General features: G+C 59.2%; 13 protein-coding genes and 1 tRNA gene. All 14 read left to right on the top strand.

All coding sequences use genetic code 11. The features are described from left to right. Positions 1–60 precede the first annotated feature (60 nt). The 14 genes from ybgC to BOP96_RS10670 all read left to right on the top strand — a co-directional run bounded on the left by ybgC (position 61) and on the right by BOP96_RS10670 (position 13,901). Entirely contained in the window at positions 61–516 is a 456-nt protein-coding gene (gene ybgC, locus BOP96_RS10605; protein WP_014719714.1) for a tol-pal system-associated acyl-CoA thioesterase, read from the top strand. Between the two features lies 1 nt (position 517). Continuing rightward, entirely contained in the window at positions 518–1,213 is a 696-nt protein-coding gene (gene tolQ, locus BOP96_RS10610) for a protein TolQ (RefSeq protein WP_003193865.1), read from the top strand. Positions 1,214–1,236: 23 nt separating this feature from the next. After that, positions 1,237–1,689 (top strand): protein TolR, encoded by a 453-nt coding sequence (gene tolR, locus BOP96_RS10615; RefSeq protein WP_161793227.1) that lies wholly within the window; start codon positions 1,237–1,239, stop codon positions 1,687–1,689. Continuing rightward, positions 1,689–2,762, top strand: a complete 1,074-nt coding sequence (gene tolA, locus BOP96_RS10620) for a cell envelope integrity protein TolA (RefSeq protein ID WP_003193863.1) — start codon at positions 1,689–1,691, stop codon at positions 2,760–2,762. The genes tolR and tolA overlap by 1 nt, the downstream gene beginning before the upstream one ends. A gap of 17 nt (positions 2,763–2,779) precedes the next feature. After that, on the top strand, positions 2,780–4,060 hold the full coding sequence (tolB, locus tag BOP96_RS10625; RefSeq protein WP_032874245.1) for a Tol-Pal system beta propeller repeat protein TolB: 1,281 nt from the start codon (positions 2,780–2,782) through the stop codon (positions 4,058–4,060). Positions 4,061–4,115: 55 nt separating this feature from the next. Next, positions 4,116–4,616, top strand: coding sequence for a peptidoglycan-associated lipoprotein Pal (gene pal, locus BOP96_RS10630; RefSeq protein WP_003193861.1), 501 nt, complete (start codon positions 4,116–4,118; stop codon positions 4,614–4,616). Positions 4,617–4,622: 6 nt separating this feature from the next. Continuing rightward, complete coding sequence (ybgF, locus tag BOP96_RS10635) at positions 4,623–5,453, top strand: tol-pal system protein YbgF (RefSeq protein WP_020302706.1); 831 nt, start codon at positions 4,623–4,625, stop codon at positions 5,451–5,453. Between the two features lie 164 nt (positions 5,454–5,617). Next, positions 5,618–6,265: a 7-carboxy-7-deazaguanine synthase QueE gene (gene queE, locus BOP96_RS10640; RefSeq protein WP_014719712.1), complete on the top strand. Its 648-nt coding sequence runs from the start codon at positions 5,618–5,620 to the stop codon at positions 6,263–6,265. Between the two features lie 123 nt (positions 6,266–6,388). Then, a tRNA-Lys gene (locus BOP96_RS10645) sits at positions 6,389–6,464 on the top strand. A 582-nt stretch (positions 6,465–7,046) separates the two neighbouring features. Next, the gene (leuA, locus tag BOP96_RS10650; RefSeq protein WP_073452647.1) at positions 7,047–8,741 is read left to right on the top strand and encodes a 2-isopropylmalate synthase; all 1,695 of its coding nucleotides are present in this window, start codon (positions 7,047–7,049) and stop codon (positions 8,739–8,741) included. A 1-nt stretch (position 8,742) separates the two neighbouring features. Beyond that, positions 8,743–9,483 (top strand): AraC family transcriptional regulator, encoded by a 741-nt coding sequence (locus BOP96_RS10655; protein WP_014719710.1) that lies wholly within the window; start codon positions 8,743–8,745, stop codon positions 9,481–9,483. Positions 9,484–9,689: 206 nt separating this feature from the next. Continuing rightward, on the top strand, positions 9,690–11,192 hold the full coding sequence (locus BOP96_RS10660) for a TolC family protein (RefSeq protein ID WP_073452649.1): 1,503 nt from the start codon (positions 9,690–9,692) through the stop codon (positions 11,190–11,192). Then, the gene (locus BOP96_RS10665; protein WP_073452651.1) at positions 11,189–12,361 is read left to right on the top strand and encodes an HlyD family secretion protein; all 1,173 of its coding nucleotides are present in this window, start codon (positions 11,189–11,191) and stop codon (positions 12,359–12,361) included. The genes BOP96_RS10660 and BOP96_RS10665 overlap by 4 nt, the downstream gene beginning before the upstream one ends. Beyond that, positions 12,354–13,901: an MDR family MFS transporter gene (locus tag BOP96_RS10670; RefSeq protein WP_020303026.1), complete on the top strand. Its 1,548-nt coding sequence runs from the start codon at positions 12,354–12,356 to the stop codon at positions 13,899–13,901. The genes BOP96_RS10665 and BOP96_RS10670 overlap by 8 nt, the downstream gene beginning before the upstream one ends. Positions 13,902–13,950 lie beyond the last annotated feature (49 nt).

Genomic DNA, 13,950 nt, shown 5'->3' on the forward strand with positions numbered 1-13,950 from the left:
TTCAGGAATGAAAAAACAGTTGCCCAGCCAATTGGCAACCTGAGGAGTAAGCACTAGAGTATGCGCGCGCAAAACGGGGATCAGTCGTTCGCACATCGCTGTCGCGTTTATTACGAGGACACCGATGCCGGCGGCATCGTTTATTACGTCAATTACCTGAAATTCATGGAACGGGCTCGAACCGAGCGGCTGCGGGAGTTGGGTTTTGCCCAGTCCGAGCTTGTAGGCGAGGACCTGTTATTCGTCGTGCATTCCAGCGAGGCGCGGTATTACGCGCCGGCGCGACTGGACGATGAGTTGCTGGTCAGCGCTGAAGTCATCGAATTGAACCGTGCCAGCCTGCGTTTCAAACAGCAGGTCAGGCGGGCCACGGATGCAACGCTGCTCTGTGAGGGGCAGTTCCTGGTGGCGTGTGTGCGCACCAACAGCTTGAAACCTCGGGCCATTCCCGAAACTCTACGCGCGGCCTTTGCCGCCGTGAGCGGCGCGGGTCAACAATCAAAGCAGGAGATTTAGCGTGGAACCTACCGTCGTCGACCATTCCTCCATGTGGAGCCTGGTCAGCAATGCCAGTGTCGTGGTTCAACTGGTCATGCTGACCCTGGTAGCCGCATCGGTTACCTCTTGGGTCATGATTTTTCAGCGCAGCAACATGTTGCGCGCCGGTCGACGTGCCCTGGAGAGCTTTGAAGAGCGCTTCTGGTCGGGTATCGACCTGTCCAAACTGTACCGCCAGGCCGGCAGCAACCCGGACCCGGATTCGGGCGTCGAGCAGATCTTTCGTGCCGGCTTCAAGGAGTTCTCGCGCCTGCGCCAGCAGCCGGGTGTCGATCCTGAAGCGGTGATGGAAGGTGTGGCCCGTGCCATGCGCGTGGCCATCTCCCGCGAAGAAGAGAAACTTGAGCAGGGCCTGCCGTTCCTCGCCACCGTGGGTTCCGTCAGCCCGTATATCGGCCTGTTCGGTACCGTATGGGGGATCATGAACTCCTTCCGCGGCCTGGCCCAGGCGCAGCAAGCCACACTGGCCACCGTGGCCCCGGGTATTGCCGAAGCCCTGATCGCCACCGCGATCGGCCTGTTCGCCGCTATCCCCGCAGTAATCGCCTACAACCGTTTCGCCGCAACCAGCGAAACCTTGATCGGCCGTTACTACACCTTCGCCGATGAATTCCAGGCGATCCTGCACCGTAAAGTGCACACCAGCGAAGAATAAGCAGGTAATTCCCAATGGCTTTAATCGCTCGAGCTCGCAAAAAGCGCAAGCCGGTCGCCGAGATGAACGTAGTGCCTTACATCGACGTGATGCTGGTGCTCCTGGTGATCTTCATGGTGACCGCGCCGATGCTCAACCAGGGCGTGAAGGTTGATCTGCCCAAGGTTTCCAGTGAAGCCTTGCCGCAGGACAACAACACTCAGGTCCTGACCATTTCGATCAAGGCTGACAAGACCTATTACTGGAACCTTGGCAGCGAAGTCGACACGCAAAAGCAGCAGGACAAGGCCCTGACGTTGCCGGCCATGACCGATGCTGTGACCAAGATCATTCGCTCCGGCAACGAAGGCGGCAAGCACACCCAGGTGTTTATCCGGGGTGACAAATCGGTCGACTACGGCTCCGTCATGGGCGCCATGGGCGGGCTGCAGAAGGCCGGCGTCGGTAACGTTGGCTTGATTACCGAGGCGCCCTGATGCAGCAACAGCGAGAGCCGTCCGCCTCGGAAAGCTACTTCTGGCCTGGCGTGTGGGCAATAGCCCTGCACGTCCTGGTGTTCGGCATGCTGTTTGTCAGCTTTGCCATGACCCCGGACCTGCCGCCAGCCAAGCCGATCGTGCAGGCGACCCTGTATCAGCTGAAATCGAAAAGTCAGGCCACCACCCAGACCAATCAGAAGATTGCGGGTGAGGCCCAGAAGTCGGCTGCGCGCCAGACTGAAGTCGAGCAGATGGAACAGAAGAAGGTCGAGCAGGAAGCGGTGAAGGCTGCTGCGGAACAAAAGAAAGAAGAGGCGGCTCAAAAGGCCGAGGAATCGAAAAAGGCTGACGAAGCCAAGAAAGCCGACGAGGCGAAAAAGGCTGATGAAGCCAAGAAAGCCGAGAAAGCTGCCGAAGCCAAAAAGGCCGAAGAGAAACAATTGGCTGATATAGCCAAGAAGAAATCGGAAGAAGAAGCCAAAAAGGCTGCCGAAGAAGAGGCCAAGAAAAAGGCCGCTGAAGAAGCCAAGAAAAAGATAGTCGAAGACGCGAAGAAGAAAGCCGCCGAAGACGCCAAGAAAAAAGCTGAAGCAGACGAGGCGAAGAAGAAAGTCGCCGACGAAGCGAAGAAGAAAGCTGCCGCCGACGCCTCCAAGAAGAAGGCCCAGGAAGCAGCACGCAAATCCGCCGAAGAGAAAAAGGCCCAGGCCCTGGCAGATTTGCTTTCCGACACGCCGCAGCGTCAGCAAGCCTTGGCCGATGAGCGTGGCGATGAAGTCGCGGGCAGTTTCGACGACCTGATTCGGGCGCGGGCAGCGGAAGGCTGGACACGTCCACCTTCGGCACGTAAAGGCATGACAGTAGTGCTGCAGATCGGCATGTTGCCGGACGGTACGGTGACTTCGGTCAGCGTGGCCAAGTCCAGTGGTGACGGTTCGTTCGACAGTTCGGCGGTTGCCGCGGTCAAGAATATTGGCCGGTTGACCGAGATGCAGGGAATGAAACCAAGTGACTTCGCTCCCTATCGTTCATTCAAGATGACATTCACACCTGAGGATCTAGCCTTGTGAGAAACCTTCTTCGAGGAATGCTTGTCGTTATTTGCTGTATGGCAGGGATAGCGGCGGCGGATGAAAAGAACATCCTGGTTACCAGCGGCAGTGATCGGGCCACACCGATTGCGGTAGTTCCGTTCGGTTGGCAGGGCGGCAGCGTGCTGCCGGACGACATGGCCCAGATCGTCAGCGACGACCTGCGTAACTCCGGTTACTACGCGCCAATTCCAAAAGGCAACATGATCAGCCAGCCAACCCAGGCCAGCGAAGTCATCTTCCGTGACTGGAAGGCCGTCGGTGCCCAGTACCTGATGGTCGGCAGCATCACGCCGGCCGGCGGTCGCCTGCAGATCCAGTACACGTTGTTCAACGTGGCCACCGAGCAGCAGGTGTTGACCGGCAGCGTATCGGGTACCGCCGAGCAACTGCGCGACATGGCCCACTACATCTCGGACCAGTCGTTTGAGAAACTCACCGGTATCAAAGGGGCGTTCTCGACGCGCCTGTTGTACGTCACCGCTGAGCGCTTCTCGGTAGACAACACCCGCTACACCCTGCAGCGCTCGGACTACGACGGTGCACGTGCAGTGACCTTGCTGCAGTCCCGTGAGCCAATCCTGTCGCCGCGCTTCGCGCCGGATGGCAAGCGTATTGCCTACGTATCGTTCGAACAGCGTCGTCCGCGCATCTTTGTGCAGCACATCGATACTGGCCGTCGTGAGCAGATCACCAACTTCGAAGGCCTCAACGGTGCGCCAGCCTGGTCGCCGGATGGTTCGCGCCTGGCTTTCGTGCTGTCCAAGGACGGTAACCCGGATATCTACGTGATGAACATGGCCTCGCGTCAACTCTCGCGTGTGACCAGCGGCCCGGGCATCAACACCGAACCGTTCTGGGGTAAGGATGGTTCGACCATCTACTTCACCTCCGACCGTGGCGGCAAGCCTCAGGTCTACAAGGCAAATGTGAACGGCGGCGGTGCGGAACGTGTGACCTTTATTGGTAACTACAACGCCAACCCCAAGCTTTCGGCCGATGAAAAGACGTTGGTGATGATTCACCGTCAGGATGGTTTCACTAATTTCCGGGTTGCGGCCCAGGATTTGCAGCGGGGAACCGTAAAAATCCTTACAGATACCAACCTTGATGAGTCAGCCACTGTTGCGCCCAACGGCACCATGGTAATCTACGCCACCCGCCAGCAGGGCCGGGGAGTCTTGATGCTCGTGTCCATCAATGGACGCGTAAGGCTCCCACTTCCTACCGCACAAGGCGAAGTCAGAGAACCATCCTGGTCCCCTTACCTGAACTGACGCGGCGCTACAAAAAGAAGTACTTAACACACTGGGGTTCATTAGGAGTTTCACGATGGAAATGCTGAAGTTTGGTAAGTTTGCTGCTCTGGCTCTGGCTCTGTCCGTAGCCGTTGGTTGCTCCTCTAAAGGCGGCGACAATGCCGGTGAAGGCGCAGCTGTTGATCCAAACGCTGGTTACGGCGCCAACACTGGTGCGGTCGACGGCTCCCTGAGCGAAGAAGCTGCTCTGCGCGCAATCACCACTTTCTACTTCGAATACGACAGTTCGGACCTGAAGCCAGAAGCCATGCGCGCTCTGGACGTTCACGCCAAGGACCTGAAAGCTAACGGCGCTCGCGTTGTTCTGGAAGGTAACACTGACGCCCGTGGTACTCGTGAGTACAACATGGCACTGGGCGAGCGTCGTGCGAAAGCCGTTCAGCGCTACCTGGTACTGCAAGGTGTTGCTCCAGGCCAACTGGAACTGGTTTCCTACGGTAAAGAGCGTCCAGTTGCAACTGGCAACGACGAACAGTCGTGGGCTCAGAACCGTCGCGTCGAACTGCGTAAGTAATTCGTCATGCGAACGTGCCGTCGTGCTCTGACTGTATTGGCTCTCAGCTTCGCACCGCTTGCGGTGTGGGCTGCGGTTCCTGTAACGGATAGCAACTCAGGCTATAACAATAGCGGGAGCAGTTATCCGCCAGCAGGTTATGGCACGAACGGCGCCTATGCGGGGGGAGCGGCTACGTCCGCTCCCTCGGCACAGGGCGAGCTGTTCAACCAGCTGCAACGCATGCAGGATCAATTGGCCCAGCAACAAGGCGCCATTGAAGTGCTGCAGAACCAGGTGAACCAGCTCAAGCAAGAAGGCCTGGAGCGTTACCAGGATCTTGATCGTCGTATTGGAGCCGGTGTTGCACCTGCCGCTACTCCTGATAATTCTGCTGCCGGTGGCGCGCCAAGCGCCGCTGCCGGTGGCGCAGCATCAGGGGCCGCCGCGGCTGCCCCTGCCGCCAGCAGTGAACCGGGTGATCCGGCGAAGGAAAAACTGTATTACGATGCAGCCTTCGACCTGATCAAGGCCAAGGATTTCGATAAGGCCAGTCAGGCCTTCACCGCTTTCCTGCGCAAGTACCCCAACAGCCAGTACGCGGGCAATGCCCAGTACTGGTTGGGTGAGGTCAACCTGGCAAAGGGTGATTTGCAGGGCGCGGGCCAGGCTTTTGCCAAGGTCAGCCAGCTGTACCCCAAGCACGCCAAGGTGCCGGATTCGCTGTACAAACTCGCTGACGTAGAACGCCGCCTGGGTCATACCGACAAGGTCAAAGGCATTCTGCAGCAGGTGGTTGCCCAGTATCCGGGTACCTCCGCGGCGCAGTTGGCCCAGCGGGACCTGCAACGCTTGTAAGCAATGCAGCCCGTTCAGAAGAAACCCGCGCTTGTCGCGGGTTTTTTCGTTAGAATCCACGCCCTTTTATGAAACACGCTTCCTGGGGTTGACGCGTTGGCGCAATCCCTTGAAGTGCCTGACGGAGGCGGACAGCCTGTTTAGCTGTTACGCCCGTGGCGACTATGCAAGACACATTACGTATTACCGAAGTCTTTTACTCGTTGCAGGGTGAAACGCGCACTGCTGGCCTGCCCACCGTATTCGTACGGCTCACCGGCTGCCCATTGCGCTGCCAATACTGCGACAGCGCCTACGCCTTCAGCGGCGGTACCGTGCGCACCCTCGACGACATCCTGGAACAGGTTGCCGGCTACCGGCCGCGCTACGTCTGCGTGACGGGCGGTGAGCCATTGGCGCAACCCAATGCCATCCCATTGCTCAAGCGGCTGTGTGACGCGGGTTACGAGGTCTCACTGGAAACCAGCGGCGCCCTGGACATCTCTGCGGTCGACCCGCGTGTCAGCCGAGTAGTCGACCTCAAGACCCCGGACTCCAAGGAAGCCCACCGCAACCGCTACGAGAACATCGACTTGCTGACGGCCAACGATCAGGTCAAGTTCGTCATCTGTTCTCGCGACGATTACGACTGGGCCACCTCCAAGCTGATCCAGTATGGCCTGGAGCGTCGTGCGGGCGAGGTGCTGTTCTCGCCCAGCCATCACGACCTGAACGCCCGCGACCTGGCCGACTGGGTAGTGGCGGACAATTTGCCGGTGCGCCTGCAATTGCAGCTGCACAAGTACCTGTGGAACGACGAGCCAGGGCGCTGATCAGGCGGCTGCGAGAGGCGTTCTACCCACCGAATTACCGTTCAAATGCGTTTTTTCTGATTTATTTAAAATAAGGTGTTGAATAATCCTTAGAAATCAGTATTATACGCGCCACCACACAGCGGGTCGTTAGCTCAGTTGGTAGAGCAGTTGGCTTTTAACCAATTGGTCGTAGGTTCGAATCCCACACGACCCACCATTTTTGGCGGTTTAGAAAATCCGGAAGGCCCACGCAAGTGAGGATTTCCGGGTTTTTTTTTGCCTGTTATTTGGCATCACCGACTGGACGGTGAGCCGTCCCTTGCTCAGATTCCCGCTCTCGTCCAAAAAAAAGTCCTGTCAGTACTTTGAAAGAGCGAACTATAGAAAAGGGCTCAGCTAATCGGCTGATATGAATAAAGAAAAATAAAAAGGACCGACCTTGATTCACGGTGACCTGTCCCGTCCTGTGCGTAACCCACAGGTATCAAATCACGTGTGTTTAGAAATCCTGAGAGCCTCACACCAGTAAGGCTCTCGGTTTTTTTTTGCCGTCAGAAATGTTTTCCCTGGCTCCTTGCCGGTAACTCGTGCTTTTAAGTCTTCGATTGTTGACTTTCATGCCTTTGCGCAATTTTTTTTGGTTTTTTCAGTCTGCTTGGGTTTTTTTTGGTTTTTCTTATTCCACAAACTCAACAACGCAATTTGTATCAAACTATGTTCGTTTAGTATTGGATCCAATCAGTCGGCATCGCCGACGGTGTGTCTGACACAAACAAACTGCTGAAAAAGGAGAAACGCCATGATGCTCAAGGACCCTTCCCGCAAATATCGCCACTTCACCACGGTCAACCTGCCGGATCGCACATGGCCCAGTACTGTCCAGGTTGCCGCTCCTACCTGGTGCAGTGTGGATATGCGCGATGGCAACCAGGCGTTGATCGAGCCGATGAATGCCGAGCGCAAGCGGCGTTTCTTCGATTTGCTGGTGAAGGTCGGTTTCAAGCAGATCGAGGTGGGCTTTCCTGCCGCTTCGCAGACCGACTTTGACTATGTCCGTGAGCTGATTGAAAGCGGTGCGATTCCTGATGATGTGACGATTCAGGTCATGACCCAGGCGCGCAGCCACCTCATCGAGCGCACGTTTGAGGCGTTGAAGGGCGCGCCTCGCGCCATCGTGCATGTTTACAATGCGACGGCGCCGGTGTTCCGGGACGTTGTCTTCAATGTGGACAAGGCGGGCTGCATCGAGATTGCTACCCAGGCAACTCGGGAGATCAAGCAGCACATGGACGCAAACCCCGATACGCAGTGGACGTTCCAGTATTCCCCGGAAACCTTTTGCTTCACCGAGCTGGATTTTGCACTGCAGGTGTGTGAAGCGGTGACAGATACGTTCGGCCCGACCCCGAGTAACAAGATGATCCTGAATCTGCCTACCACTGTGGAGGTGTCTACCGCCAATGTCTTCGCCGACCAGATCGAATGGTTCTGCCGGCACTTCAGTCGCCGGGACAGTGTGGTCATCAGCGTGCATCCGCACAATGATCGGGGCACTGGGGTCTCCACCGCGGAGCAGGCGTGCCTGGCTGGTGCCGAGCGTGTCGAGGGCACGTTGTTCGGTAACGGTGAGCGCACTGGCAACGTAGATATCCTCACGTTGGCGATGAACCTCTACACCAGCGGCATCGATCCGCAGTTGGATTTCTCCGACATCCTGCACGTCCAGCGTGAGGTGGAATTCTGCAATCAGTTGCCGACCCATCCTCGTCACCCTTACGCCGGTGAGTTGGTGTTTACCGCATTCTCCGGCTCGCACCAGGACGCGATCAAGAAAGGCTTTGCGGCGCGCCAGGCCAATCCACAGGGCATGTGGGAAGTACCGTACCTGCCTATCGATCCTGCCGATATGGGCCGTAGCTATGAAGCGGTAATTCGCGTAAACAGCCAGTCGGGCAAGGGGGGCGTGGCCTATCTGTTGGAGCAGCACGGCATTGTGATGCCGCGTCGCTTGCAGATGGAGTTCAGCAGCCTGGTACAACAGGAAGCGGATGGCTCCGGCCAGGAAATCAGTGGCGAGATGATCCTTGCCTGCTTCACCCGGCATTACCTGGAGCAGGGCAAGCCTTACGCGTTACGAGCCCACAAACTGGTGAGCGAGGGCGATGTGACTTACCTGGAGGCCACCCTTGAACAAGGCACACAGCGCATCGACTTGAGTGGCGAGGGCAACGGCCCGCTTGCGGCGCTGGTCGATGCGTTTGCCCAACGTGGCATTCATTTTGATATCGCCGATTACCACGAACATGCCACCCGTGACGGTGCCCAGGCTGAGGCGTTGGCCTATGTGGAAATTCGCGTGGGCAACCAGTTGCTGTTCGGCGCCGCTCGTGATGGCAGTAGCCTTCTCGCTTCCCTCAAAGCGGTCACCAGTGCGGTCAATCGTGCATCGCGCCTGGGCTTGCTCAGCCTGGTGAATGCTGCGGTGCCGTCCTGAGATGAACGCGCATACCGCATTGGCGGCACTTGCCGGTAATTATGGCCACGGTGACATCGTGGCCTCGCATCGACATGACGAAGGCCAACTGGTCTACGCCATCAACGGTGTGATGCTTGTGTCGGTGGAGGAGACCACCTGGGTGGTACCTTCCGGGCATGCGCTGTGGGTGCCTTCAGGTTTGGAGCATCAGATCCGCATGACCGGCGAAGTGCGCATGCGCACTTTGTTGATCTCGCCGGGAGCGCACCGTCGTTTGACGGAGGAATGCGAGGTCATCAGGGTTTCACCCTTGTTGCGCGAGCTGATTGTGGCTGCGGGCGATGAGCCTGACAGCCAGGCGGCGTCGTTGCGTCATGTGCAGATTGTGGAGCTGATTTTCTCGGAACTTGACCGTGCGCAAAGGGTGCTGGCTCACGTGCCGATACCGGACGAGCCGAGGCTCAAGTCACTGTGTGCGGACTTTATCGACAACCCTTCTCAGGAGTCGAAACTGGAGAGTTGGGCGGTGCAGCTCAATATGAGTTCACGCACCCTGGCTCGGCTGTTCCAGAAAGAGTTGGGCATGAGTTACGGCGAGTGGCGCAAGCGCACGCGGCTGCTGCTCAGCATGCAGCGGCTTGCCAGTGGCGCTTCCATCCTGGAAGTGGCATTGGAGCACGGTTACCAGAGTCCGAGTGCATTTACCGCGATGTTCAAACGCACCATGGGCTACACCCCGAGTAACTGTCGCTTGGTCTGAATCTACCTGGCGATAGCACCACCTCCTTTTGAACATGGCCCCGCCTCCAGGCAGGGCCATGTTTACCTGTGCCTGGTGGAGCCTGCGGCCCAGAGGGCGCGCCGGCACATTGTCCCAATCGAAACGATGGTTGTCTGGAACTCGGGAGATGCGCAACCGGTTGCTCTCTTACCCTGCGTCTCTACTTGGCATTCTGGATTTCTTCGATGGGTTCGCCTTCTCTTTTCCCACGGCATTGCCGTCTTTCGCTGCTTGGCATGGCGGTGGCGTTATTGGCGGGTTGTTCGTCCTGGGTCGCCCATACACCGGCACAGCCACATCCGGAACGCATCAATGCCCTGAGTCACCTGCCCCAAGGTGTCTCGGCCCAAGCGTTACCTGAGCGCTGGTGGCAGTTGTACAACGATCCGCAACTCGACGCGCTGGTGCAAAAGGCCCTGCTGCACAACCGCGACCTGGCGGCGGCCCAGGCCCATGTGCAGGCGATGCTGGCCGGGATCCAGCAGGCCGATGCCGAGCGCTGGCCGTCCACCCAGGCGTCGCTGGGGGCCGCTTATGGCAAGACGGCCGATGACCAGACGCTGGCCAAGGCCACCGATAGCCATGCGCCGTCAGAGTGGGCATTCAACCCAGGCTTCGAGCTGGCTTATCAAGTGGATGTGTGGGGCCAGGTTCAGCGCACCATTGAACGTGCCCACGTGCAAACCGCAGCGGCGCAGGATGCCGAAGACTTGCTGCGCATTACGGTCGTGGCGCAAACCACTCGCGCCTATGTGAATGCCTGCGCCCTGGGCGCGCGTGCCAAGGTCCAGCGCCATTCGTTGGACGTGGTCGCGCATAGCCTGGCGTTGACCGATCGCCAGCGCCAGGCCGGTGTGGTGACAGACCTTGAATACAGCCGCATGCAAGCCCTGCAAGGCGAAACCCAGGCGCTGCTGCCGATGTTGGAGGCGCGTCGACAAGCCGCGCTCTACGAATTGGCCATGCTGACGGGCGTCGCTGATCTTGAACAAGGCTCTGGCGCCGCAACGTGTGAAGTGGTGCCACAACTCAATGCCGAGTTACCGGTGGGCGATGGCTGGCAATTATTGGCACGCCGCCCTGACGTCCGGCAGGCCGAGCGCGCGTTGCAGGCGGCCACGCTGCAAGTGGATATTGTCCAGGCCGACCTGTACCCCAAGGTGACGTTCGGTGCTTCAGTGTCCTCCTCGACCAACAAACCCCATGAGCTGGGGGACAACCGTGCGGTGATGTTCGGCATCGGCCCGCTGATTACCTGGCAGTTCCCTAATTGGCAGGCCAACCGCGCGCGAGTCAAGCAGGCACGGGCACTCGAGCAGGTGGAGGTCGCACAGTTCGAGGCCAGCGTCCTCAAGGCCCTCAAGGAGGTGCGCCAGGCCCTGGCGTTGTACGACGGCGAGCGGCAGCGCCACGCGGCCTTGAGCCGGGCGCTGGACAGCAGCCGCCAAGCCTACAAGTTGGCCCAATTCAACTATGACGCAGGTTCTATCGACTTTCTCGACGTGCTGGACAGTGAGCGAGAACTGATCCGCTTGCAGGCCACGCGCGCCGACGCCGATGGCCAGTTACTGCAACGCCAGATCGGCCTGTTCCGTGCCCTTGGCGGCGGTTGGCAGTCCGGCGCCGTCGAAACCCCGGCCGCTGCGCCCACCCATGCGTCCATCCCTTCTTCCGGTACCCAGCCATGAATATCGCCGTTGATGAAAAAACTGCAGTCCAGGACGAGCAGGAGAATGTGCTCGAGCAAATCATGCATGCGCGTAAGCAACGGCGAAAAAGGAACCTGATCCTGCTGGGCGGCGCCGCGCTGTTGATCGCGGCGGTGGTGTTCGGCGTGTATTGGATGACCGTCGGCCGCTACCTGGAGCAGACCGATGATGCGTATGTGCGGGCCGACTGGATTCCCATCAGCCCGAAGGTCTCAGGCTACGTGGCCGAGGTGATGGTAGAGGACGATCAGCCGGTCAAGGCGGGGGATGTGCTGGTGCGCATCGAGGACCGTGACTACCAGGCCCGTTTGGCACAAGCCCGCGCAGAACTGGCCGAGACCCAGGCCTCGGTGGCGGCGCAAGAGGCCAACTTGAAAGTCACTGACAGCCTGATCGCCCAGCAAAAGGCCGGCGTTGCCCAGGCTGAGGCCCACGCCCGCAGCGTGGCCGCCGAATTGCGCCGCGCAAGCCTGGACCAGCGCCGCTATGAAGGCTTGGTGCGCGAACACGCCGCCAGCGCCCAGCGCTTGGAAACGGCCGCCGCCAGTTACACCCAGGCCAGTGCCGCAGTGGAAATGGCCAAGGCCATGCAACGCCAGCAGGAAACCCGCTTGACCGTGGCCGTCACCCGCCGTCAATGGGCCCAGGCCTCGTTCCAGCAACAGATAGCCCGGCGCAGCCAGGCCGAGGCGCAGTTGAACCTGGCGACGCATGCCCTGGAAGACACCTTGATCCGCTCACCCATTGACGGCGTGGTGGGGCAGCGCAAAGTGCGTACCCGCCAATACGTCGCGCCAGGGTTGCCGCTGCTGGCGGTGGTGCCCTTGCAGCAGGCTTACGTCGTGGCCAACTACAAAGAAACCCAATTGCGCGATATGCGTGCCGGCCAACCGGTGGATATCAGCGTCGACAGTTATTCGGGACGCAAGCTCAAAGGCCATGTGGTGAGCTTCTCGCCAGGCTCTGGAGCGGTGTTCGCACTGTTGCCGTCGGATAACGCCACCGGCAACTTCACCAAGATCGTGCAACGCTTTCCAGTGAAAATCGTCATTGATGAGCATGACGAAGGCGGACCTATCCTGCCGGGCATGTCGGTCATCACCACGGTGGACACCCGCCCAGATAAGCAGGGCGCTGTACATGACTGAAGCGGCTGAAAAGAGCGTCTCCTTTCGCGCCTGGGTGGCCGTGATCGGTGGGCTGTTCGGTTGTTTCATGGCCGGCATGAACGTGCACGTGACCAGCGCCGCGCTGCCGGAGATCGAAGGCTCCCTGGGGGCGACGTTCGAAGAAGGCTCGTGGATTTCCACCGCCTACCTGGTCGCGGAAATCGTCATGATCCCGCTGACCGCCTGGTTGGTGCAGGTGTTCTCTCTGCGGCGTGTGATGCTCGTGGGCTCGTTTGTGTTTTTGGTGGCGTCCATCGCCTGCTCCTGGGCACCCAACCTGCAAGTGATGATCATCATTCGGGTGATCCAGGGCGCCGCCGGCGCAGTGCTGATTCCCTTGTCATTCCAGCTGATCATCACTGAACTGCCGCCCAGCAAGATCGCGATGGGCATGGCCTTGTTCGCGCTGTCCAACAGCGTCGCCCAGGCCGCCGGGCCGTCCATTGGTGGCTGGCTGACCGATGCCTATTCCTGGCGCTGGATCTTTTACCTGCAACTGGCCCCCGGCATTCTCTTGCTGTTGGCGGTGGCATGGTCGATCGATGCCAAGCCCATGCAGTTGAGCCTGCTCAAACGCGGCGATTGGGGCGGGATCATCGCCATGATCGTCGGCCTGGGTGGCTTGCAGATTGTGCTGGAAGAAGGTGGCCGCAAGGACTGGTTTGGCTCCGATTTCATTGTGTGGATGTCACTGGTGGCCGGCGTGGCCCTGGTGTACTTCGTGCTGTCGCAGTTGTATGGCAGTCGCTCCTTCATCAACCTGCGCCTGCTCAAGAGCTACAACTTCGGCGTGGCCAGCGCAGCGATGTTCATCTTTGGCGGGGCGACTTTCGGCCTGGTGTTCCTGGTGCCCAATTACCTGTCCCAACTGCAGGGCTACAACGCCCGGGAGATTGGCATCAGCCTGATCGCCTACGGCATGGTGCAGCTGGTACTGGCGCCGTTCATGCCGCGCCTGATGAAGTGGCTCAACCCGAAACTGATGGTCGCCAGTGGCTTTTTCATTATGGCCCTGGGGTGCTACCTCGGCGCGCACCTGGACGTGGACAGCGCCGCCAACGTGATTATTCCGTCCACCGTGGTACGGGGCATCGGGCAGCCGCTGATCATGGTGGCGCTTTCCGTGCTCGCGGTGTCTGGCCTGGCCAAAGATGAAGCCGGCTCCGCCTCGGCCTTGTTCTCCATGCTGCGCAACCTGGGTGGTGCCGTGGGTACCGCGGGCCTGACGCAGATCGTGGCCATGCGCGAGCGCTTTCACTCTGAGCGGGTAGGGGAGTCGATCACGCTGTTTTCCCCGTCCTTTCAGGAGCGCCTGCGCGCCAGCATGGCTGACAGCGAGGCTTTTATCTTCAACCAGCTATTACCCGCTCAACAGCAGGTCCTTGAGGGCTTGATCCACACCGTGCGTCGTGAGGCGTACCTGATGGCCTACAGCGATGCGTTTTATGTGTCCTGTATTGCGTTGATCGTGTGCGGGGTAGCAGCCTTGGCATTACGGCAGTCAGCCAAGAGCGGATAACCACGCCAAGCAGGTGTTGAACTTGTACAGCCCACTGCATTTGGTAGGC

The organism is Pseudomonas sp. FSL W5-0203 (assembly GCF_001896155.1).
Taxonomy (GTDB): Bacteria; Pseudomonadota; Gammaproteobacteria; order Pseudomonadales; family Pseudomonadaceae; genus Aquipseudomonas; species Aquipseudomonas paracarnis.

Coding starts and splice junctions, on each gene's coding strand:
- ybgC (WP_014719714.1), top strand. CDS start 61: ATGCGCGCGCAAAACGGGGATCAGTCGTTCGCACATCGCTGTCGCGTT.
- tolA (WP_003193863.1), top strand. CDS start 1,689: ATGCAGCAACAGCGAGAGCCGTCCGCCTCGGAAAGCTACTTCTGGCCT.
- tolB (WP_032874245.1), top strand. CDS start 2,780: ATGCTTGTCGTTATTTGCTGTATGGCAGGGATAGCGGCGGCGGATGAA.
- pal (WP_003193861.1), top strand. CDS start 4,116: ATGGAAATGCTGAAGTTTGGTAAGTTTGCTGCTCTGGCTCTGGCTCTG.
- ybgF (WP_020302706.1), top strand. CDS start 4,623: ATGCGAACGTGCCGTCGTGCTCTGACTGTATTGGCTCTCAGCTTCGCA.
- queE (WP_014719712.1), top strand. CDS start 5,618: ATGCAAGACACATTACGTATTACCGAAGTCTTTTACTCGTTGCAGGGT.
- leuA (WP_073452647.1), top strand. CDS start 7,047: ATGATGCTCAAGGACCCTTCCCGCAAATATCGCCACTTCACCACGGTC.
- BOP96_RS10655 (WP_014719710.1), top strand. CDS start 8,743: ATGAACGCGCATACCGCATTGGCGGCACTTGCCGGTAATTATGGCCAC.
- BOP96_RS10660 (WP_073452649.1), top strand. CDS start 9,690: ATGGGTTCGCCTTCTCTTTTCCCACGGCATTGCCGTCTTTCGCTGCTT.
- BOP96_RS10665 (WP_073452651.1), top strand. CDS start 11,189: ATGAATATCGCCGTTGATGAAAAAACTGCAGTCCAGGACGAGCAGGAG.
- BOP96_RS10670 (WP_020303026.1), top strand. CDS start 12,354: ATGACTGAAGCGGCTGAAAAGAGCGTCTCCTTTCGCGCCTGGGTGGCC.